At 63.1% G+C, this 20465-nt stretch carries 17 protein-coding genes; 7 read left to right on the top strand and 10 right to left on the bottom strand.

The genetic code is table 11. The annotated features are described in order from the left end of the window. Window positions 1–238 precede the first annotated feature (238 nt). The 8 genes from APH27_RS10920 to bioB form a co-directional block, all read right to left on the bottom strand. Entirely contained in the window at window positions 239–2380 is a 2142-nt protein-coding gene (locus APH27_RS10920) for a cytochrome-c peroxidase (protein WP_371262708.1), read from the bottom strand. 512 nt (window positions 2381–2892) lie between these two features. Next, window positions 2893–4698 carry a phenylacyl-CoA dehydrogenase gene (locus APH27_RS10925; RefSeq protein WP_027917499.1) on the bottom strand — a complete coding sequence of 602 codons (1806 nt, stop codon included), beginning with the start codon at window positions 4696–4698 and terminating at the stop codon, window positions 2893–2895. 298 nt (window positions 4699–4996) lie between these two features. Then, the gene (locus tag APH27_RS10930) at window positions 4997–5293 is read right to left on the bottom strand and encodes a hypothetical protein (protein ID WP_027917500.1); all 297 of its coding nucleotides are present in this window, start codon (window positions 5291–5293) and stop codon (window positions 4997–4999) included. A 124-nt stretch (window positions 5294–5417) separates the two neighbouring features. Further along, window positions 5418–6098: a dethiobiotin synthase gene (gene bioD / locus APH27_RS10935; RefSeq protein WP_060484794.1), complete on the bottom strand. Its 681-nt coding sequence runs from the start codon at window positions 6096–6098 to the stop codon at window positions 5418–5420. Between the two features lie 10 nt (window positions 6099–6108). Then, window positions 6109–6927 (bottom strand): malonyl-ACP O-methyltransferase BioC, encoded by an 819-nt coding sequence (gene bioC, locus APH27_RS10940; protein WP_027917502.1) that lies wholly within the window; start codon window positions 6925–6927, stop codon window positions 6109–6111. Then, complete coding sequence (locus APH27_RS10945) at window positions 6920–7651, bottom strand: alpha/beta fold hydrolase (RefSeq protein ID WP_027917503.1); 732 nt, start codon at window positions 7649–7651, stop codon at window positions 6920–6922. Before APH27_RS10945 ends, bioC begins: the two co-directional genes overlap by 8 nt. Then, on the bottom strand, window positions 7644–8816 hold the full coding sequence (gene bioF / locus APH27_RS10950; RefSeq protein WP_060484795.1) for an 8-amino-7-oxononanoate synthase: 1173 nt from the start codon (window positions 8814–8816) through the stop codon (window positions 7644–7646). Before bioF ends, APH27_RS10945 begins: the two co-directional genes overlap by 8 nt. A 1-nt stretch (window position 8817) precedes the next feature. Continuing rightward, window positions 8818–9876 (bottom strand): biotin synthase BioB, encoded by a 1059-nt coding sequence (gene bioB / locus APH27_RS10955; protein WP_060484796.1) that lies wholly within the window; start codon window positions 9874–9876, stop codon window positions 8818–8820. A gap of 89 nt (window positions 9877–9965) precedes the next feature. Between bioB and APH27_RS10960 the strand changes: the two genes are divergently transcribed. The 4 genes from APH27_RS10960 (at window position 9966) to rarD (ending at window position 13587) form a co-directional block, all read left to right on the top strand. After that, window positions 9966–10703: a ComF family protein gene (locus APH27_RS10960; RefSeq protein WP_060484797.1), complete on the top strand. Its 738-nt coding sequence runs from the start codon at window positions 9966–9968 to the stop codon at window positions 10701–10703. 26 nt (window positions 10704–10729) lie between these two features. Next, entirely contained in the window at window positions 10730–11494 is a 765-nt protein-coding gene (locus tag APH27_RS10965; RefSeq protein WP_060484798.1) for a TOBE domain-containing protein, read from the top strand. A 175-nt stretch (window positions 11495–11669) separates the two neighbouring features. Continuing rightward, window positions 11670–12644, top strand: a complete 975-nt coding sequence (locus APH27_RS10970; RefSeq protein WP_060484799.1) for a serine/threonine protein kinase — start codon at window positions 11670–11672, stop codon at window positions 12642–12644. Window positions 12645–12699: 55 nt separating this feature from the next. After that, window positions 12700–13587: an EamA family transporter RarD gene (rarD, locus tag APH27_RS10975; RefSeq protein WP_060484800.1), complete on the top strand. Its 888-nt coding sequence runs from the start codon at window positions 12700–12702 to the stop codon at window positions 13585–13587. 258 nt (window positions 13588–13845) lie between these two features. Here rarD and APH27_RS10980 read toward each other — a convergent pair whose 3' ends face one another. Further along, window positions 13846–14364, bottom strand: a complete 519-nt coding sequence (locus APH27_RS10980) for a glycine cleavage system protein R (protein WP_027917510.1) — start codon at window positions 14362–14364, stop codon at window positions 13846–13848. A gap of 456 nt (window positions 14365–14820) precedes the next feature. Here APH27_RS10980 and APH27_RS10985 point away from each other — a divergent pair, with 456 nt between their 5' ends. Then, the gene (locus APH27_RS10985) at window positions 14821–16998 is read left to right on the top strand and encodes a malate synthase G (RefSeq protein ID WP_060484801.1); all 2178 of its coding nucleotides are present in this window, start codon (window positions 14821–14823) and stop codon (window positions 16996–16998) included. Window positions 16999–17117: 119 nt separating this feature from the next. Here the strand turns inward: APH27_RS10985 and APH27_RS10990 are convergent, their stop codons facing one another. Continuing rightward, window positions 17118–17561, bottom strand: coding sequence for a response regulator (locus APH27_RS10990; RefSeq protein WP_060484802.1), 444 nt, complete (start codon window positions 17559–17561; stop codon window positions 17118–17120). Between the two features lie 214 nt (window positions 17562–17775). Between APH27_RS10990 and APH27_RS10995 the strand changes: the two genes are divergently transcribed. Together APH27_RS10995 and APH27_RS11000 are read left to right on the top strand one after the other, a co-directional pair. After that, window positions 17776–19713, top strand: coding sequence for a putative nucleotidyltransferase substrate binding domain-containing protein (locus tag APH27_RS10995; RefSeq protein ID WP_027917513.1), 1938 nt, complete (start codon window positions 17776–17778; stop codon window positions 19711–19713). Next, the gene (locus APH27_RS11000) at window positions 19710–20420 is read left to right on the top strand and encodes a PolC-type DNA polymerase III (protein WP_027917514.1); all 711 of its coding nucleotides are present in this window, start codon (window positions 19710–19712) and stop codon (window positions 20418–20420) included. The genes APH27_RS10995 and APH27_RS11000 overlap by 4 nt, the downstream gene beginning before the upstream one ends. The last annotated feature ends 45 nt before the right edge of the window (window positions 20421–20465 follow it).

The following is a 20465-nucleotide window of genomic DNA, read 5'->3' on the forward strand; positions in this document are numbered from 1 at the left end:
GTGCCTTTACTTCATCGGCAGCACACGTGAATAGATGAGTACACCGGTGGGTTAACGGCAGCGAGGGTGGAGGGCTTGAGCTTTTCTTGTAACTGCACGATCGGTGTAGGAGCGGCCTTGTGTCGCGAAAGGGCTGCTTAGCAGCCCCTGCGTTCCCTGATCGACGCCGAAATCGAGGGGCCGCCATGCGGCCCTTTCGCGACGCAAGGCCGCTCCTACAGGGCACCACACAGCCCCGCTACAGGTCGTTGCTGAATGGCTGCAGCGGTCCTTGCAGCGTGGAGCGACCTGAAGCACCGACGGCATTGAGCTGGAATTCGGCGTCTTGCGCTTGCCGCGAAGTGGTCTGTGCACTGGCCGGTTTTTGACCGACGGAGTTTTCATCCCCCTTCTCACCCTGTGGCAGTATCAATGACGGGTGATCGAACGGTGCCCGTTCCCAGGCAACGCGCGGATCGGTCAAGCCGACCTCCATGAACTTGACCAGTGCCTCTACCTCATCCGGGGTCAGGTTCAGCGGGGTCATGTCTGGGTCAAGGTTGGAGCCGTTGTGCTGATTGACTGCCGGGTGTTCGAAGCCGCTGGTGTTGCTTGCATCTTCGCCACGCCGGTCGCCGCCACGGTTGTAGAACTCCATCACCTGTTGCAGCGTTGCCCGGCTGCCATTGTGGAAGTACGGCCCGGTCAGCGCGATGTTACGCAGGGTAGGCGTCTTGAAGGCGCCATCGACCGAGTCGCGGAAGCCGACACTGGGCTTGAGTGTCGGGTCGCAGGGGACCGCTGCGCTCAGCGGTGCCTCGAAGGTGCACACATCGACATCCAGAGGGTCAGGGATATTCCCGCCTTGAAGTTGGGTGTTGTACTGGCGGGTGAAGGACAACGGATTGCCCCAGGCGTCCGAACCGCCCAGCGCCAGGTCTTCCGAGGTCGGGCGTACACCGGTGTTGTAGAAGCCGTTGTCATAGAGCGTGGTCAGGCCGTCGGCCATGACCATGCGCTCGATGCGCTCACGTGGCTGGAACAGCAGCCGGCTGCCGGCGTTGGTCAACTCCGCACCACCATGGCAGGCGACGCACTTGCCCTTGCCCAGGAACAGTTGCATGCCTTGCACCTGCTGCGCATTCATGGCGGTGTGATCGCCCTGCAGATAGGCATCCAACGGCGCCTGGTCGGAAATCAGCGTGGACTCATACATCTGAATTGCCAGGCCGAAGAACAGCGGGAAGTTGGCCTCCATCTGACTGTAGGGTTCGCCGCCCAGCAAGACCTGTTGCGTGGCATTCCACAGGCGTGGCTGGAAGGCGTTCCTGATCAGTTCGCGGTAGGTCGGCCGGCGGGCGCTGGAGACCGGCCCGAGTACCGAGTCGGTGGGCGAGATCTTCTGCCCCTTGAGCATCATGGTGTCGAGCATGCGCCGGCCAATGTCGGCGAAGGTGCGCCCGCCACAGGACATTTCCACCGCACTGCCGGGTGGGCCGACGGCTTGCGAGGCTGCCGAGGCATCCTTGAGGGCCAGGCGTACCTTGACTGCCACGCCGCTGGCATCCTTGGTGACGAAGATCCCCGCGTCAGGGTCGCGGTTACCGAACGGCGACAGGCCGTTGAACACGTTGTTGGCCCGGCCATCCCAGAAGTTGCGCACGTTGAATGCAGCATTGATCACCGACGGCGCATTGCGCCCGGTGGCGCGGCGCACGTTGATGCCGCCTACCTGGAAAATACCGTCCGGTTGCTGGGTGCACTTGTCGAAGCGCGATTGACGGGGTTTGACGAAGTTGGCGTCGAACACACCTTGTGAGCCAATGACGTCATCGCTGGAATAGACGATCGCTGAGTTGCGATCCAGGGGGTTGGCCAGCACGTGGGTCGGGAAGTCGCCTTTTTTCAACGTGTAGTTCGGGCCGCCCTTGCCTGCGGAGCGCATCGCGTAGCTCGGCACGTCGCCGGGAATATCGGCGGCCGTGAACGGCTTGTTGAAGATCGACGCGACATTGGCATTGGTATTGGCCTGGCCGGGGTTGATCTGGTTGGTGATCCGATGATCGACACCCGCGTGGTAGTGGCATGACGCGCAGGCGGTGGCGCCATCGCTGCCGACCGCCATGTCCCAGAACAGGGCCTTGCCCAACAGCACCACCGCCCCACGATTGATCACATAATCGGACATCAGGTCGACCTTGCGCCCCCCCTCGGTACCTGAAGGGTCCGGCGGCGTCATGCCACGCAGTGACTGCAGGCTGGGCACATCCGGCACGACCGGCGCGGGCTCGGCCGGGTCCGCGGCCCGAACGCTCATGAACGGCAAGCCGGCAGCGCAGAGGGTCATCGCTGCCGCACAGGCCAGGTGGGGGACTCGCAAGTTACCAAGATACTTGACCATGATGGACTTCCCGACGGCTCAGGTTTACAGACTGATCGTTCACGCCACTGAGTGCGCTTAATGCCACGATAGCTGTAACAAAGTATGTCGACGGGAAACATTCACTATTTTTTATATCAGTTTACTTAGGGCGTCATGCCAATAAATGCTGACCCCCAACGTTCCTCAGTTCCGGTGTTAACTTACCCCCCACTTATGGGGGCCATTCCCCATCAGCCTGCTGGCTAACCGCGCAAACCCCAGCAGTAAATGGCCTGAGCGCCGCCGAGTAAAAGTTGGCAATGTATTTGCTCAAACTTGATGAGCGGGGCCCGCTATTGAGCGGAGCCCTTGGAACACGGCCGACCAAAGTCGACAAGAACAAATACACGCGCATTAACGCTGCGCTGCGCAAGCTATTGCCGCTTTGCCAGCTACCAAGTAAAGAAGTTACTCAACCCGTGTGGAATTAGAACGAGAATAAAAAAACCGCTCCCTGGGGAGCGGCTTTTTACTTGGCAACTCAACCGGGCTTAATAACCCAGCGAGAAGTCTTCCTCTTTCATGTCCATCAGGTTGTTGGCACCCGACAGCATGGTGGCCACATGGGTGCGCGTACGCGGCAGGATGCGCTGGAAGTAGAAGCGCGCGGTCTGCAGCTTGGCGGTGTAGAAGGCCTCTTCGCTGGTGCCGGCAGCCAGCTTTTCAGCAGCCAGGCGTGCAATGTCAGCCCAGAAGTAGGCCAGGCACGCGTAACCGGAATACATCAGGTAATCCACCGAGGCGGCCCCCACTTCTTCACGGTCCTTCATCGCGGCCATGCCCACTTTCATGGTCAGCTCGCCCCACTCCTTGTTCAGCGCTGCCAATGGCTCGACGAACTCCTTGACAGCGTCATTGCCCTCCTGCGCCTGGCAGAACTTGTGCACGATCTTGGTGAAGCCCTTGAGCGCTTCGCCCTGGGTCATCAGTACCTTGCGACCGAGCAGGTCGAGTGCCTGGATGCCGGTGGTGCCTTCGTACAGCATGGAGATACGGCTGTCGCGCACGTTCTGCTCCATGCCCCACTCGGCGATGAAGCCGTGGCCGCCATAGATCTGCACACCGTGGTTGGCGGCCTCGAAGCCGACTTCGGTCATGAACGCCTTGGCGATCGGGGTCAGGAAGGCCAGCAGTGCGTCGGCATTCTTGCGCGCTTCCTCGTCCTGGCTGTACTTGACGATGTCGACCTGCTTGGCGGTGAAGTACACCATCGCACGGTTGCCTTCGGCGAAGGCCTTCATGGTCAGCAACATGCGACGCACGTCCGGGTGGACAATGATCGGGTCAGCGGCTTTGTCCGGTGCTTTCGGGCCGGTCAGGGAACGCATCTGCAGGCGGTCGCGGGCATACTTCAGGCCGCCCTGGAACGCCACTTCGGCGTGGGCCAGGCCTTGCAGCGCGGTACCCAGGCGTGCGGTGTTCATGAAGGTGAACATGCAGTTCAGGCCCTTGTTGGCCGGGCCGATCAGGTAGCCGGTGGCGCTGTCGAAGTTCATCACGCAAGTGGCGTTGCCGTGGATGCCCATCTTGTGTTCGATGGAACCACAGCTCACGCCGTTGCGCTCACCCACACCGCCTTCGGCGTTGGGCAGGAACTTCGGCACGATGAACAGCGAGATACCTTTGGTGCCCGCCGGAGCGTCCGGCAGGCGCGCCAGCACGATGTGGACGATGTTGTCGGCCATATCGTGTTCGCCGGCCGAGATGAAAATCTTGGTGCCAGACACTTTGTAGCTGCCGTCGGCCTGTGGTTCGGCCTTGGTGCGCAGCATGCCCAGGTCAGTACCGCAATGTGGCTCGGTCAGGCACATGGTGCCGGTCCACTCGCCGGATACCAGCTTGGTCAGGTAGGTGTGCTGCTGCTCGGCGGTACCGTGTGCGGAGATGGTGTTCATCGCGCCATGGGACAGGCCTGGGTACATACCCCACGACCAGTTCGAACCGCCGACCATTTCGCTCAGGGCCAGGCCCAGCGACTCCGGCAGGCCCTGGCCGCCGTGCTCGACATCATGCGCCAGGCTTGGCCAGCCGCCTTCCACGAACTGCTCGTAGGCCGCCTTGAAACCGGTCGGGGTCTTCACACCCGACTCGCTCCAGGTGCAGCCTTCCTGGTCACCGACACGGTTCAGCGGCGACAGCACCTGCTCACAGAACTTCGCGCCTTCTTCCAGGATCGCGTCGACCATGTCGGGCGTTGCGTCCTGGCAACCCGGCAGGCTCTGATAATGCGCCTCGTAGCCGAGCAGCTCGTCGCGGACGAAACGGATATCACGCAAGGGGGCTTTGTAATCAGGCATTGCGATGAACCTCTGTGATGAGTTCGGTAGGGGACCGCTGGTACCGACCAGCTCTTGTCGGCTTTCGGTCAAACAGTTGTTTGAAACTTACGTTTAGCACCGTCCGATGTCAAGGAGGGACTATGGTTCCATTTACGCCGCGAAAGATGGCATTTATGCCAACGCATGAAATCGCAGGCAGAAATGACTGTGGGAGCGGGTTTACCCGCGAAAGGGCCAGCCCAGAAAACAGAGATGTCTGGGCGGACGCATTCGCGGGTAAACCCGCTCCCACAGGGATAGCGGGGGGAGGCAAGAATCAGGCGTAGGTATCGATGAAGCGCCCAAGCATTTCGTCGGACGCCTTGGCCACCTTTGCACCAAGTTCAACCTCGGTCTTGCCCAGGGCCAATTGCACGGTGCTGGTTGCCAGGTCCATCTGCTGGCTGCGGTCGACCCCACGCAGGCGCTCGGCCTGGAAGTCGCTGGACTGGCTGGTGGCAGAACGCTCGACCGAAGCATTGGCGATCTGGCCGGCGGCCTGATCGACACGATCCTGGCCGTTGTAGATGGCGTTGAGGCCCGCGTAATACGCAGTGCTGCCGGTGATTTCCATGTCAGAACTCCAATGACGCTGGATATGAACACGGCCAATTAAAGCAGGCCAGGCACGAAAAGGCCCGTTTAAATCCCTAATGGCTCGGTGCTATCTGATAGCCCACGGGCATTTCTGCCAACGTTCAATCCAGCAGGTCGAGCTGCAAGTGTTCCGCCACCGCATCGGCAGTTGCCTGCTTGAGCTTCGGCACTCGCCCCAGGCACGGCGCTGGTAAACGCTCTGCCAGGCTGGCCAGGTTTTCCTCCAGCCGGGAGGTTCTGGGCTCAATGATATTCGCCACCCAGCCCGCCAGTTGCAGCCCATCCCGGGCAATCGCTTCGGCACTGAGCAGCGCATGGTTGATGCAGCCAAGGCGCACCCCGACCACCAGAATCACCGGCAGCTCAAGGGCAATCGCCAGGTCCGAAAGGTTGGCATGGTCGGACAATGGCACTCGCCAACCGCCCGCCCCTTCGACCAGAGTGAAGTCGGCCCCTTGGTCCAGCACATGGCGCATGGCCCTGGACAATTCGGTGACCTCCAGGGCAACACCCGCCTCCCGGGCAGCCACGTGCGGCGCAATGGCCGGCTCGAAGGCAAACGGGTTGACCTCTTCATAAGCGAGCTTGATCGAACTCTCGTCGATCAGCACCTGGGCATCGCTGTTGCGCAGGCCTTTGGGCGTCACTGTGCAACCCGAAGCCACCGGCTTCGCGCCCAAGGTACTCAGCCCTTGCAACCGCGCCGCATGCAGCAGCCCGGCGGCGATGGTGGTCTTGCCGACATCGGTATCGGTCCCGGCGATGAAATAGGCCTGGCTCATGTTGCTCCTCTCACGCCTGTGGCTTGCGCAACACACCATAGACCACTTGATAGGTGGCTGGCAGCCCCTGGGGCTGGCGAAACGCTTCATAGGCCTGCAACAGGCCTTGCATGCGCGCCCGGCCGGTCAGCCCTGAAGGTCGCCCAGGGTTGAGGTTGTGGGCACCGAGGGCCTTGAGCTCATGGGTCAGGCTACGCACATCGGGGTAGTGCAGCACATGGGCCTGGCGCTGCAGGCTGACCTGGGCGAAGCCACTGGCGGCACACAGGCGCTGGTAGTCTTCGAACCTGCGGAAGCGATTGACATGCACCATGCCATCAACCGCCTGCCAGCTGGCGCGCAACTCATCGAGTGTACCAACGCACAGGCTGCTGAAGGCCAGCACGCCACCTGGGCGCAGTACCCGCCGGGCTTCATCGAGGACACGGGCGAACTGACCGCACCACTGCACCGCCAGGCTGCTGAACACCAGGTCGACGCAGGCATCCCCCAGCGGCAGGCGCTCGGCATCACCGGCAACATGGTAGTGCGCCCCGCCGCGCTTGCCACGGGCGTGACGCAACATGCCTTCGGCGATATCCACCGCCACACCGGTTGCCTGTTCGAAGCGTTCGCCGAGCACTCGGCTGAAATGCCCGGTGCCACTGCCCAGGTCCAGCCAACGTGCCGGCGTCAGGCCGTCCGGCAGCTGGTCCAGCAGGCTCACCCCTACTGCACGCTGCAGGGCCGCGACGCTGTCGTAGCTGGCCGCCGCACGGGAGAACGAGGCAGCCACCTGGCGCTTGTCCGGCAACGTACCGGGCAGGGTTGGACGGGAAAGGTCAGTCATCGCCACTCTCATGCAGGAAACTCTTGATGCCCGCCGCCAGCTCCTGCGGATACTCCAGCAAGAAGGCGTGGGAACTGTCTTCGACCAGGCCGACTTCCACATCGGGCAGCAGCTCGCTCAAGGCTTTGGCCGCTTCAGCCGGCACCAACGCATCGCTGCCGGCGAACAGGTGCAACTGCGGGCCGGCATAGGCTTGCAGGGCTTCACGGGTATCGAGCCCGGCCAGCACTTCAAGGCCAGTAGCCAGGTACAGCGGGTCGGTGTCTGGCACACCGACACCCAGTTGCCGCAGCAGCGTGCGAGGTTGCAGGGCGCCCTCGCTGCACAGCGTGCGGAAGCGCTTGAGGGTCACCGAGGTATGGCTGCGGCAACCATCGAGGAAGGTGCCGAAGGTGTCGCCGGCCATACCGTGGGGCCAATCGGGGCGGGCCACGAAACTGGGGTTGCTGCCCAGGGTCAGCAAGCCGCAGCAATGGTCGCCGCGCTTGCGCGCCAGCTCGCTGGCGAGCATGCCACCTAAAGACCAGCCACCGAGCCAGGTATCGCTGGGCAATTTGCGGTCGAGGTAGTCCACCCACGCCTGCACATCGGCTTCGGCCAGTTCCGGCAGTGGCATCAGCTCGACCTGCAGGCGCGCGTCCTGAGCCCGCAGGCTGGCGGCCAGCGGCTCGAGGGCGGCGGTGCCCAGCCCCCAGCCAGGAAGAAGGATCAAACGGTTACGCATCGGCGGCCTCCAGCTGTGGATAACACTCGCCCAATGCATTCAACAATAGCTGTACCTGCGCCTCACTGTGCGCGGCGCTCAGGGTTACCCGCAGGCGCGCACTGCCGGCAGGCACGGTAGGCGGGCGAATGGCGGTCACCAGCAGGCCGCGTTCGCGCAGCATGCGCGACAATTTAAGGGCCTGGGCACTGTCGCCGATCAGGATCGGCTGGATCGGCGTCGGGCTGTCCATCAGTTGCAGGCCCATTTGCTCGGCGCCCTGGCGGAACTGGCGGATCAGCGCAGCCAGGTGCTCGCGGCGCCAGGTTTCGCGGCGCAGCAGTTCCAGGCTCTTGAGCGTGGCGCAGGCCAGCGCCGGGGGCTGGCTGGTGGTGTAGATATACGGCCGGGCGAACTGCACCAGGGCTTCGATCAGCTCTTCGCTGCCGGCGACAAACGCACCTGCGGTGCCACAGGCCTTGCCCAACGTACCGATCAGTACCGGTACATCCTCGATGCCCAAGCCGAAGTGCTCGACGATGCCGCCGCCTTGCGTACCCAAGGTGCCCAGACCATGGGCGTCGTCGACCATCAGCCAGGCACCACGGGCACCGGCGACGCCGGCCAGCGCCGGCAGGTCGGCGAGGTCGCCGTCCATGCTGAACACGCCGTCGGTGACCACCAGCGTGTTGCCGGTGGCTTTGCCCAGGCGGTTGGCGAGGCTGCCAGCGTCGTTGTGCAGGTAGCGGCTGAAACGGGCACCGCTGAGCAACCCGCCGTCGAGCAGCGACGCATGGTTCAAGCGGTCCTGCAGCACCGTGTCGCCCTGCCCGACCAGAGCGGTGATGGCGCCAAGGTTGGCCATGTAGCCTGTGGAAAACAGCAGCGCACGCGGGCGGCCGGTCAGTTCGGCCAACGCTTCTTCGACGGCATGGTGCGGCGAGCTATGGCCGATCACCAGGTGCGAGGCGCCGCCACCGACACCCCAGCGTTCGGCGCCCGCCTGCCAGGCGGCGATCACTTCAGGGTGGTTCGCAAGCCCCAGGTAGTCATTGCTGCAGAAGGCCAGCAAGCGCTGGCCGTCGACCACTACCTCAGGCCCCTGTGGGCTTTCCAGCAATGGCCGCTGCCGATAAAGGTCTGCGGCGCGCCGTTCGGCCAGGCGCGCCGCCAGGTCGAAGGCCATATCAGGCCATGGCTGCGTTATAAAACAGCTCGCTGCTGCGTTGCTCGACCAGGGCCTGCTCGATGGCCGCCTGGTGCACTTCGTCGGCATGCTCTTCGCGCGCTTCAGGCTTGATGCCCAGGCGGGCGAACAGCTGCATGTCCTTGTCGGCCTGCGGGTTGGCGGTGGTCAACAGCTTCTCGCCATAGAAGATCGAGTTGGCGCCCGCCATGAAGGCCAATGCCTGCATCTGCTCGTTCATCTGCTCGCGGCCGGCGGACAGGCGCACGTGCGACTTGGGCATGAGGATACGGGCGACCGCCAGCATGCGGATGAAGTCGAACGGGTCGACATCTTCTTCCTCGGCCAGTGGGGTGCCGGCTACCTTGACCAGCATGTTGATCGGCACCGACTCTGGGTGCTCGGGCAGGTTGGCCAGCTGGATCAGCAGGCCGGCGCGGTCATCCAGCGACTCGCCCATGCCGAGAATACCGCCGGAGCAGATCTTCATCCCGGCATCGCGCACGTAGGCCAGGGTCTGCAGGCGCTCGCTGTAAGTGCGGGTGGTGATGATGCTGCCGTAGAACTCTGGCGAGGTATCGAGGTTGTGGTTGTAGTAGTCCAGCCCAGCCTGGGCCAGGGCCGCGGTCTGCTCCTGGTCGAGCTTGCCGAGGGTCATGCAGGTTTCCAGGCCCATGGCCTTCACGCCTTTGACCATCTCCAGCACGTAGGGCATGTCCTTGGCCGACGGGTGCTTCCAGGCCGCCCCCATGCAGAAGCGCGTGGAGCCGATGGCTTTGGCGCGCGCGGCTTCCTCGAGCACCTTCTGCACTTCCATCAGCTTCTGTTTTTCCAGCCCGGTGTTGTAGTGGCCGGACTGCGGACAGTATTTGCAGTCTTCCGGGCAAGCGCCGGTCTTGATCGACAGCAGCGTCGAAACCTGGACGCGGTTCGGGTCGAAGTGCGCGCGGTGCACGGTCTGCGCCTGGAACAGCAGGTCATTGAAAGGCTGCTGGAACAGTGCCTTGACCTCAGGCAGGGACCAGTCGTGACGTGTTGTTGCAGTTGTGCTGGCGCTCATCGGCGTTTCCTTGTTTAGGCTGTAACTGGCGCCGAGGCAGAACTGCCCGCCAGCGCATCACGGATAGCTCGCATAGTCATGGAAGGCCTATGAACTGTCAACCTTGGTTAAAAGCACTGGTTTACAAGTGTACGAATATTAATCACTCCTGCTTGCTGTGCAACGAACCCGCCGAGCAACGCTACCCGCTGTGTGTTGCCTGCGAGCAGGAACTGCCCTGGAACGACGAGCATTGCCTGCGTTGTGCCCTGCCCCTGGCGATGGCCGGCCTGACCTGTGCCCAGTGCAGCCGCCGCCCGCCGGCCTTTGATCAGGTCATTGCGCCCTGGCATTTCGGGTTTCCGCTGGACACGCTGATCAGCCGCTTCAAGCACAACAGCCAATGGCCGCTTGGCCGGCTGATGGCCGAAATATTGAGCCTGAACCTGAGTCATCGCTTTCAGGAGGGCCTACCCAAGCCAGACCTGCTGTTGCCTGTACCACTGGCTCGGCGTCGACTGCGCAAGCGCGGCTTCAACCAGGCCGGCATGCTAGGGCGCTGGCTGTCGAAAGCGTTGGTTATCGAATGCAATGAGCGGTTGCTGCTGCGCACACGCGAGACGCCGGCTCAACAACACCTGGATGCCCGGGCACGCCGTCGCAACCTGCACCAGGCATTCGCGCTTGCCGGTGAGGCTTCGCTCGAGGGCAAACACGTCGCGGTGGTCGACGACGTGCTGACCACCGGGGCCACCGCGCAGGCCACCGCACAGCTGTTGCGCCAGGCCGGAGCACGCAGGATCGATGTGTATTGCCTGGCACGCACGGCAAAACCGGGGCAAGCTTGACGGGTCAGTTCCAGATAGGCGCCACCATGTCACTGCCCACCCTGCTCACCCAGCACATCGCCCGCCGCCCGCAGCGCATCGCCCTGCTCCAGCACATCGCCGAGCAAGGCTCGATCACCCGCGCGGCCAAGGCTGCCGGCATCAGCTACAAGTCTGCCTGGGATGCGATCGATGAACTCAACAACCTGGCCAGCCAGCCCTTGGTCGAGCGCAGCACGGGGGGGCGTGGCGGTGGTGGCGCGAGGCTTTCGCCAGAGGGTGAGCGGGTGCTGCGCCTGTACCAGAAACTACAGGCACTGCAGGCACAGATTCTCGAAGCCGCGGAGGAGTCCAGTGACCTCGACCTGCTTGGCCGCCTGATGTTGCGCACCAGTGCGCGCAATCAGTTGCAGGGGCAAGTCAGTGGGCTACGCAGGGAGGGCCGGCATGATCGGGTCAACCTGGCGCTGGGCGGCGGGCTGGAGATCGATGCGCTGATTACCCATGACAGCACGGCACGGCTGGAGCTGACCCTGGGGACCACAGTGATGGCGCTGCTCAAGGCCGGTTGGGTGCAGCTGCTGGGCGCGGAAGATGAAGCCGAGGCGGGAAGCAACGTGCTCAATGCCACTGTCGAGGAGGTGCTGGCAGATGCACAGGGCGAAAGCGAGGTACGGTTGGCACTGGGCAATGGGCAGACGTTGTGTGCGATCGCCGAGGCCGCTTGGCTGGTCGAGCAGTCGGTCAAGGAAGGAAGCAAAGTGAAGGTGCAGTTCCATCCGTCCTACGTGCTGCTGGGGGTACCGGTGTAGCCTGACCCGGCCCTTTCACCGGTAAACCCGCCCCCTCAGAGGCTTCACCAACCTCAGGCATGATGCCGTATCTGTGGGAGCGGGTTTACCCGCGAAAGGGCAAGCTCAGGCGAAGTCAGAGCAGGCCCTGGAATGCGGTACCATGCCGACATGCCGCCCACCTCCCGGAGCTTCCATGTCCCACCCCTTCGACACCCTCACCCCCGACCTGGTCCTGGACGCCGTGGAAAGCCTGGGCTTTCTCAGCGATGCCCGGATCCTGGCGCTGAACAGCTACGAAAACCGCGTCTATCAGGTGGGCATCGAAGACTCGCAACCCTTGATCGCCAAGTTCTACCGCCCCGGCCGCTGGAGCGACGAAGCGATTCTCGAAGAACACCAGTTCACCGCCGAGCTTGCCGATTGCGAGGTACCGGTGGTCGCCCCGCTGCAGCACGAAGGCAGGACCCTGTTCGAACACCAAGGCTTCCGTTTCACCCTGTTCCCCCGTCGCGGCGGCCATGCGCCGGAGCCGGGCAACCTCGACCAGCTCTACCCCCTTGGGCAACTGCTCGGCCGCCTGCATGCAGTAGGCGCGGCACGCCCCTTCGAACACCGCGAAGCACTGGCTGTGGACAACTTCGGCCACGCCTCGCTGAATACCTTGCTCGAAGGCGGTTTCGTGCCCAAGGAGTTGCTGCCGGCCTTCGAATCGGTGGCCCGTGACCTGCTCAAGCGTGTCGAGGCCATCTACGCCCGCACCCCGCACAAGGCGATTCGCCTGCATGGCGACCTGCACCCTGGCAACCTGATGCACCGCGACGAGGTGTACCACGTGGTCGACCTCGACGACTGCCGCATGGGCCCAGCAGTGCAGGACCTGTGGATGATGCTCGCCGGCAGCCGCGAGGAGCGCCTGGGGCAACTGGCGGAACTGGTTGACGGCTACAACGAGTTCCACGATTTCGACCCACGCGAGCTGGCCCTGATCGAACCGCTGCGTGCCCTGCGCCAACTGCATTACAGCGCCTGGCTGGCACGCCGCTGGGACGACCCGGCGTTCCCGCCAAGCTTCCCCTGGTTCGGGCAGCCACGTTACTGGGGCGACCAGATTCTCGCCTTGCGCGAACAACTGGCTGCGCTGGACGAGCAACCGCTGAAATTGTTCTAGAAGCGAGCGCGCCTCTGTCTACAATAGGCGTCGCTTTATTCAGCAAGGATTCACCATGCAAGCTGCAAACCCGCGCCGCGGGTACCTTCTGGGCCTTGGTGCCTACATCATCTGGGGCTTGTTCCCGCTGTACTTCAAAGCTATCCAGAGCATTCCGGCGGTGGAAATCATCGTCCACCGGGTGCTCTGGTCGGCGCTGTTCGGTTCACTGTTGCTGCTGGTGTGGAAGCACCCCGGCTGGTGGCGCGAGCTGCGTGAAAACCCTCGCCGCCTGGCGATCCTGGCACTGAGCGGTACATTGATCGCCGGCAACTGGCTGACCTATGTCTGGGCGGTCAACAACGGCCGCATGCTCGAAGCCAGCCTGGGGTACTACATCAACCCTTTGATCAATGTGCTGCTGGGCATGCTGCTGCTTGGCGAGCGCCTGCGCCGCCTGCAATGGCTGGCGGTGGCCATGGCGGCGGTAGGCGTTGCGCAGCAGGTATGGCAGGTGGGCAGCCTGCCGTGGGTGTCGTTGGCACTGGCGCTGAGCTTCGGCTTCTATGGCCTGATCCGCAAACAGGCACCGGTTGCTGCACTGCCCGGCCTGGTAGTGGAAACCTGGATGCTGGTGCCACTGGCGCTGGGCTGGATGTTGCTGCACCCGGCGGCGATGAGCGCGCAGAGCGAGTTCTACAGCAGCAGCCAGGCATTGTGGCTGATGGCTGCGGGCCCTGTGACCCTGGTGCCGCTGGTGTGCTTCAACGCCGCTGCGCGTCACCTGCCCTACACCACGCTGGGCTTCCTGCAGTACCTGGCGCCAACCTTGGTGCTGCTGCAGGCAGTACTGCTGTTTGACGAGCACCTGTCGTCGAGCAGCCTGATGGCGTTCATCTTCATCTGGGCGGGATTGGCGGTATATAGCGTCGACGCCTGGTTGAATCTGCGCAAGCGTGCCTGATCAAAAAGTGATCAAAACCTTGCAGGCCACGTATTTTGTGGCCTGCAGCAACATCTCCAAAGGTTATCCACACCCTCGTCCCCGTGCTTTGTGCACAAGCGACTGATTTCTGTACGTTTTTTGCTCAAACCTTGGGAGCGCTTGCCACGTATGGGCTGTAGAGGTGAGCCCCCAGCTTATCCACAGGGCCTTCCCCGTGAAATCGGGATAACCGCAGAGGGCCGCGAATCGGCTGCGAGCGGCCCCGGCCGTTTCAGATCAGTCCTCCGGTCGCAGCTTCAACTCCACCATCAAGTCATCCGCCAGGCTTTCCAGCTCCTGCTGCAATTCATCCAGCGACAATGTCAGCGGCAACGCCAGCAAGGCATCAGCATGGAACAGCGGCTCACTGCTCATCGGTGCCGGCCGCACTTCGGTGGTGAAGCGCTCCAGGTTCACGCCATGATCCGCCAGCAAGCGAGTGATATCGCGCACGATCCCCGGGCGGTCATTGCCCACCAGCTCCATGGCAATCGGTTTCCAGGTGCAGGACGGTTCTATGCCACTCTCGGCAATAAGCACGCGAATATCGTATTGCTCCAGCGCCTGCAGAGACTTCACCAGCTCGTCATAACTTTCGGCTGGCACCGCTACCCGCAGGATCCCGGCAAACTGCCCGGCCATCCGCGACATGCGGCTCTCCAGCCAGTTGCCGTTATGATCGGCAATGCACTGGGCTATGCGCTCCACCTGGCCGGCCATGTCCGGGGCAATCACGGTCAATACAAGATGATCCACAGGGGCTTCCTCTGCTTCGAGCCGCCCTGAGCGGCGGAAATACGGGGAATCGACTCAGTATAGGCAAGGCGCGGCAACCTGCCGCAGGGCCGTCCGCGGAACTAATCGTGTACTGTTTCAAGATTTATCTGGAACAATCCACCGGTTTTTTGCGAACATACCAATTCCCAGCGTGACCCAACGCGACCACCCGGTCGCAGAGCGACGCTTTTAGTCTGATGTTTACCTGCCTGCTGCTTCATGTAGTATGCGCTGGCGCGGACTACAAAACGTCGTTTCGATGTCTGCCAAGGCGCCTGTGAAAATACGCCAACCGCCCGCCAGCCTGCCTGGCGAGCCGCACCCAGCCGCTCTCGTGAGTGGCGAGAGCATGAACTGGTGCCGTGTTTAGAGAAGCGCTACAGGCTTAATACAGAAGAGCGAAAGCGAAATAGCTGAGCAGAGGTGAGGCAAGCAATGACTGGATACGTTCAAGTCGGTGGCCTTCAGGTCGCCAAGGCCCTGTATGACTTCGTCAACAACGAAGCGATCCCTGGAACCGGCATCAAAGCCGATGCGTTCTGGGCCGGGGCGGAAAAGATCATCAACGACCTCGCCCCCAAGAACAAAGCCCTCCTGGCCAAGCGCGACGAGCTGCAAGCCAAGATCGACGCCTGGCACCAGGCACGCAAAGGCCAGGCACACGACGCCGTAGCCTACAAAGCATTCCTCCAGGAAATCGGCTACCTGCTGCCACAAGCCGACGATTTCCAGGCCACCACCCAGAACGTGGACGAAGAAATCGCCCACATGGCCGGCCCGCAGCTGGTCGTCCCGGTGATGAACGCCCGCTTCGCCCTGAACGCCGCCAACGCCCGTTGGGGTTCGCTGTACGACGCGCTGTACGGCACCGATGCCATCAGCGAAGAAGGCGGCGCCGAGAAAGGCCAGGGTTACAACAAGCTCCGGGGCGACAAGGTCATCGCCTTCGCCCGCGCCTTCCTCGACCAAGCCGCACCGCTGGCGGCCGGCTCCCACGTCGACTCCACTGGCTACCGCATCGAAGGCGGCAAGCTGGTCGTTGCGCTGAAAGGCGGCAGCAACAGCGGCCTGCGTGATGACGCACAGCTGATCGGCTTCCATGGCGACGCCAAGGCGCCGACCGCCGTGCTGCTCAAGCACAACGGCCTGCACTTCGAGATCCAGGTCGACGCCAGCACGCCCGTCGGCAGCACCGATGCCGCCGGCGTCAAAGACATCCTGATGGAATCGGCACTGACCACCATCATGGACTGCGAAGACTCGGTCGCCGCCGTCGATGCCGATGACAAGGTCATCGTCTACCGCAACTGGCTGGGCCTGATGAAGGGCGATCTGGCCGAAAGCGTGAGCAAGGGTGGCAAGACCTTCACCCGCACCATGAACCCGGACCGCGAATACGCCGCTCCCAATGGTGGCAGCGTAACCCTGCACGGCCGTTCGCTGCTGTTCGTGCGCAACGTGGGTCACCTGATGACCAACCCGGCGATTCTCGATGGCCAGGGCAATGAAATCCCTGAAGGCATCCAGGACGGTCTGTTCACCAACCTGATCGCCCTGCACAACCTCAACGGCAACACCACCCGCAAAAACACACGCAGCGGCAGCGTATACATCGTCAAGCCGAAGATGCACGGCCCGGAAGAAGTCGCCTTCGCCGCCGAGATCTTCAGCCGCGTCGAAGACCTGCTGGGCATGCCACGCAACACCGTCAAGGTCGGCATCATGGACGAGGAGCGCCGTACCACGGTCAACCTGAAGTCCTGCATCAAGGCTGCCGCCGAGCGCGTGGTGTTCATCAACACCGGCTTCCTCGACCGCACCGGTGACGAAATCCACACCTCGATGGAAGCCGGCGCCGTAGTGCGCAAGGGCGCCATGAAGAACGAGAAGTGGATCGGCGCCTACGAGAACAACAACGTCGATGTGGGCCTTGCCACTGGCCTGCAAGGCCGTGCGCAGATCGGCAAGGGCATGTGGGCCATGCCTGACCTGATGGCCGCCATGCTCGAGCAGAAGATCGCTCACCCGCTGGCAGGCGCCAACACTGCCTGGGTACCGTCGCCAACCGCCGCCACCCTGCACGCCCTGCACTACCACAAGGTCGATGTGCAGGCACGTCAGCGCGAGCTGGCTTCGCGCACGCCGGCGTCGGTCGATGACATCCTGACCATCCCATTGGCAGCCGACACCAACTGGTCGGCTGAAGAGATCCGCAACGAGCTGGACAACAACGCCCAGGGCATCCTTGGCTACGTCGTGCGCTGGATTGACCACGGCGTGGGTTGCTCGAAAGTGCCGGACATCAACAACGTCGGCCTGATGGAAGACCGAGCCACCCTGCGCATCTCGGCCCAGCTGCTGGCCAACTGGCTGCGCCATGGCATCGTCAGCGAGGAGCAGGTGGTAGAGAGCCTCAAGCGCATGGCTGCGGTGGTCGACAAGCAGAACGCCGGTGACGCCCAGTACCGGCCGATGGCAGCGAACTTCGACGACAACGTGGCCTTCCAGGCTGCAGTGGAGTTGGTGCTCGAAGGTGCCAAGCAACCGAACGGCTACACCGAGCCGGTGCTGCACCGCCGTCGCCGCGAGTTCAAGGCGCGTAACGGGCTGTAAACCGCAAGGGGCCGCTTTGCGGCCCTCTCGCGACACAAGGCCGCTCCTACAGGAATATGCGATCCCTTGAGGTGCGGCCTTGTGTCGCGAGAGGGCTGCAAGGCAGCCCCAGTCCTGCACTACTCGATTTTCAGTTCCTTTTTCACCAGCCCCAGCAGTTTCCCCAGATCCACCGGCTTCAGCAGAAAATCCACCACCCCCAGGTGCATCACGTCCACCGCCTCCTTCACATCGGTGTCGCCCGACACCACGATGATCGACAACGCCGCCCGCTCCGACTCGCGAATCTGCCGGATCAGTTCCAGGCCATCGTTGGGCTGCATGCGCAGGTCTGTGATCATCAGGGCGATGCGCGGTTCGTAATGCAGTTTGAGCATTGCCTCCTGCGCCCCGTCAGCCGTCATGCTCTCGATGCCCCTGCTCTTCAGGTAGAGCTTCAGCGCCTCGCTGTTGACCGGGTTGTCATCGACAACCAGTACCACAGGACTCGGCGCAACAGGTGCGCTTACCACGGCCAACGCCTCGCGTTCGGCGTCACTCAGGATGTCTTCATGCTCAGCCATGGTCATCTCGTCAAAAAAATCCCGCTCAGTGATTAGGACCACAAAACCCCTGTAACCCCGCTCGCCTTTCGTCGGGTCTTTGACAGCCACGGTTCACTAGACTTACGTCCAATGGGCACCACCCCGCTGCCAGCCGACCATGGGAGCCGAGAACAACAAGGCCGGCACCTATATATAGATATATATAGTTCGGCGTAGCGATACGGTCAGTGTCATGAGCAAAAAGGACGCCTACAACCAGGCGGGTAGAACGGCAGTACTGCAGAATATCCAGGGCACCTTGCAGTTCCTGCAGCGTTTCCCGCCGTTCAACCAGATGGAGCAGAGCCATCTGGCCTTCCTGGTGGAACAGTGCCAGCTGCGCTTCTATGCCAGTGGCGAAAGCATCATCAAACCCACGGACGGGCCAGTCGAGCACTTCTACATCGTCAAGCAGGGCCGAGTGGTCGGCGAGCGCCAGCACCTGGTCAAGCCCGGGGTGGAAACCACCTTCGAGATCACCGGCGGCGAATGCTTCCCGCTGGCGGCACTGCTGGGCGAGCGGGCGACGCGCACCGAACACCTGGCGGGCGAAGACACCTTCTGCCTGCAACTGAACAAAGCCGCGTTCATCCGCGTGTTCTCAATGTCGGAAGTGTTTCGAGATTTTGCCCTGCGCGGAGTCAGCAGCCTGCTCGACCAGGTCAACCAGCAAGTACGCCAACGCGCGGTGGAAACCCTCGGCACCCAGTACTCGCTGAATACCCCCCTGGGCGAACTGGCCATGCGTCACCCGGTGGTCTGTGCGCCGGATACGCCGCTGCGCGAGGCTGTGCGGCTGATGCATGAACAGCAGGTCGGCAGCATCGTGGTGATCGACCCGCAGCGCTATCCGGTGGGCATCTTCACCCTGCGCGACCTGCGCCAGGTGGTGGCCGCCGCTGATGCCGACCTCGGCGCGCCGATCGAGCAGCACATGACCGCCAGGCCGTTCTACCTCAGCCCACAGGCCAGCGCCTTCGATGCGGCCATGGCGATGACCGAACGGCATATCGCCCACGTCTGCCTGGTAGACAACCAGCGCCTGTGTGGCGTGGTCTCGGAGCGCGACCTGTTCTCCCTGCAGCGGGTCGACCTTGTGCATCTGGCGCGCACCATCCGCCATGCACCCCGTCTCGACGCTCTGGTGCAATTGCGCGGCGAGATCGGCCAGCTGGTCGAGCGCATGCTCGCACACGGCGCCTCTTCGATGCAGATCACCCAGATCATCACCCTGCTCAACGACCACACAGTGTGCCGGGTGATCGAGCTGGCCATTGCCGAACGTGGCGACCCCGGGGTGCCGTTCAGCTGGCTGTGCTTCGGCAGCGAAGGGCGACGCGAGCAGACCCTGCACACTGACCAGGACAACGGCATCCTCTTCGAAGCTGCCGATGACGCTGAAGCCGAGGCCATTCGTACACGCCTGCTGCCCCTGGCGCAGTACATCAACCAGTGCCTGGCCCAATGCGGCTTCACCCTGTGCAAGGGCAACGTCATGGCCGGCAACCCCGAGCTGTGCCTGTCACGCGCGCAGTGGGCACGGCGCTTTGCCAGCTTCGTGCGCGAAGCCAGCCCGGAGAACCTGCTGGGTTCGAGCATCTACTTCGACCTGCGCGTGGTCTGGGGCGACGAACACGGCTGTGAACAACTGCGCCAGCAACTGCTGCAGCAAGTGGCGGACAACCGGATCTTCCAGCGTATGCTGGCCGACAACGCCCTGCGCCAGCGCCCTCCGGTGGGCCGCCTGCGCGAGTTCGTGCTGACCCGCCAGGGCAACGACAAGGCCGCTACCCTCGATCTCAAGGTCCAGGGCCTGACACCTTTCGTCGATGGCGCCCGCCTGCTGGCCCTGGCCAATGGCATTGGCGCCTGCAACACCTTGGAGCGCCTACGCCAGCTGGTCGGCAAAGGGGTCATCGAAGCGCTCGACGGCGCCGCTTATGAAGAGGCCTACCACTTCATTCAGCAAACCCGCATGCAGCAGCACCAGCGCCAGACCCGCGACAACCTGCCGTACTCCAACCGCGTAGATCCGGACAGCCTCAACCATCTGGACCGGCGCATCCTGCGCGAATCCCTGCGCCAGGCCCAGCGCCTGCAGAGCAGCCTGGCCCTGCGGTATCAGTTATGAGCCTGTTCGCCTGGCTGCGCCCTGCCGCCCCGCTGCTAAGCGATGCCTTGCGCCAGCGCCTGGCTCGGCTGCCCAAGGCCAGGCCACTGGGCGTGTGCGCGTTGCGTGAGCAGCGTTGGGTCGTACTCGACCTGGAAACCAGTGGCCTGAACCCCAATCGTGACCAGGTGCTGTCGATCGGCGCGGTGGCCATCGAGGACGGGGCGATCGATTTCGCTCAGCAGTTCGAACGCACCCTGCACCGCCCAGAACAGAAAACCAACGCCAGCGTACTGATCCACGGCCTTGGGCCAAGTGCCTTGGCTGCTGGCAGCGACCCGGCCGAGGCCTTGCTCGACCTGCTCGAATTCATCGGCGACAGCCCGGTGCTGGCGTTTCATGCGCCGTTCGACCAGCGCATGCTTGCCCGTGCCTTGAAGGAAAGCCTGGGCCATCGCTTGCAGCTGCCCTTCCTCGACGTTGCAGAGCTGGCACCGATGCTCAACCCCGACACCGTACTGCGCGAGGCCGGGCTGGACGACTGGGTGGCGCGCTTTGGCCTGCAGGTCGATGAGCGTCACCATGCCAGCGCCGATGCACAGGTCACGGCAGAGCTTGCACTGATCCTGCTCAGCCAGGCACGGCGCCAGCAGCTCGACAGCCCGTTGCAGCTGGAACAGCGACTGCGGGGGTGGCGCAGGCGCGCAGTGCATAACCACGGCCTCTAGAGGTTCAGGGCTTGAGGGGTTTTGCGCCAGTGAGATCGAGCGCCG

Origin of the sequence: Pseudomonas sp. NBRC 111123, from assembly GCF_001320205.1 — a bacterium.
Lineage (GTDB): Bacteria > Pseudomonadota > Gammaproteobacteria > Pseudomonadales > Pseudomonadaceae > Aquipseudomonas > Aquipseudomonas putida_J.

What these genes read in the sequence shown, in the direction of transcription:
- APH27_RS10920 (WP_371262708.1), bottom strand. Translation starts at nt 2,380, where the DNA reads ATGGTCAAGTATCTTGGTAACTTGCGAGTCCCCCACCTGGCCTGTGCG.
- APH27_RS10925 (WP_027917499.1), bottom strand. Translation starts at nt 4,698, where the DNA reads ATGCCTGATTACAAAGCCCCCTTGCGTGATATCCGTTTCGTCCGCGAC.
- APH27_RS10930 (WP_027917500.1), bottom strand. Translation starts at nt 5,293, where the DNA reads ATGGAAATCACCGGCAGCACTGCGTATTACGCGGGCCTCAACGCCATC.
- bioD (WP_060484794.1), bottom strand. Translation starts at nt 6,098, where the DNA reads ATGAGCCAGGCCTATTTCATCGCCGGGACCGATACCGATGTCGGCAAG.
- bioC (WP_027917502.1), bottom strand. Translation starts at nt 6,927, where the DNA reads ATGACTGACCTTTCCCGTCCAACCCTGCCCGGTACGTTGCCGGACAAG.
- APH27_RS10945 (WP_027917503.1), bottom strand. Translation starts at nt 7,651, where the DNA reads ATGCGTAACCGTTTGATCCTTCTTCCTGGCTGGGGGCTGGGCACCGCC.
- bioF (WP_060484795.1), bottom strand. Translation starts at nt 8,816, where the DNA reads ATGGCCTTCGACCTGGCGGCGCGCCTGGCCGAACGGCGCGCCGCAGAC.
- bioB (WP_060484796.1), bottom strand. Translation starts at nt 9,876, where the DNA reads ATGAGCGCCAGCACAACTGCAACAACACGTCACGACTGGTCCCTGCCT.
- APH27_RS10960 (WP_060484797.1), top strand. Translation starts at nt 9,966, where the DNA reads ATGAACTGTCAACCTTGGTTAAAAGCACTGGTTTACAAGTGTACGAAT.
- APH27_RS10965 (WP_060484798.1), top strand. Translation starts at nt 10,730, where the DNA reads ATGTCACTGCCCACCCTGCTCACCCAGCACATCGCCCGCCGCCCGCAG.
- APH27_RS10970 (WP_060484799.1), top strand. Translation starts at nt 11,670, where the DNA reads ATGTCCCACCCCTTCGACACCCTCACCCCCGACCTGGTCCTGGACGCC.
- rarD (WP_060484800.1), top strand. Translation starts at nt 12,700, where the DNA reads ATGCAAGCTGCAAACCCGCGCCGCGGGTACCTTCTGGGCCTTGGTGCC.
- APH27_RS10985 (WP_060484801.1), top strand. Translation starts at nt 14,821, where the DNA reads ATGACTGGATACGTTCAAGTCGGTGGCCTTCAGGTCGCCAAGGCCCTG.
- APH27_RS10990 (WP_060484802.1), bottom strand. Translation starts at nt 17,561, where the DNA reads ATGGCTGAGCATGAAGACATCCTGAGTGACGCCGAACGCGAGGCGTTG.
- APH27_RS10995 (WP_027917513.1), top strand. Translation starts at nt 17,776, where the DNA reads ATGAGCAAAAAGGACGCCTACAACCAGGCGGGTAGAACGGCAGTACTG.
- APH27_RS11000 (WP_027917514.1), top strand. Translation starts at nt 19,710, where the DNA reads ATGAGCCTGTTCGCCTGGCTGCGCCCTGCCGCCCCGCTGCTAAGCGAT.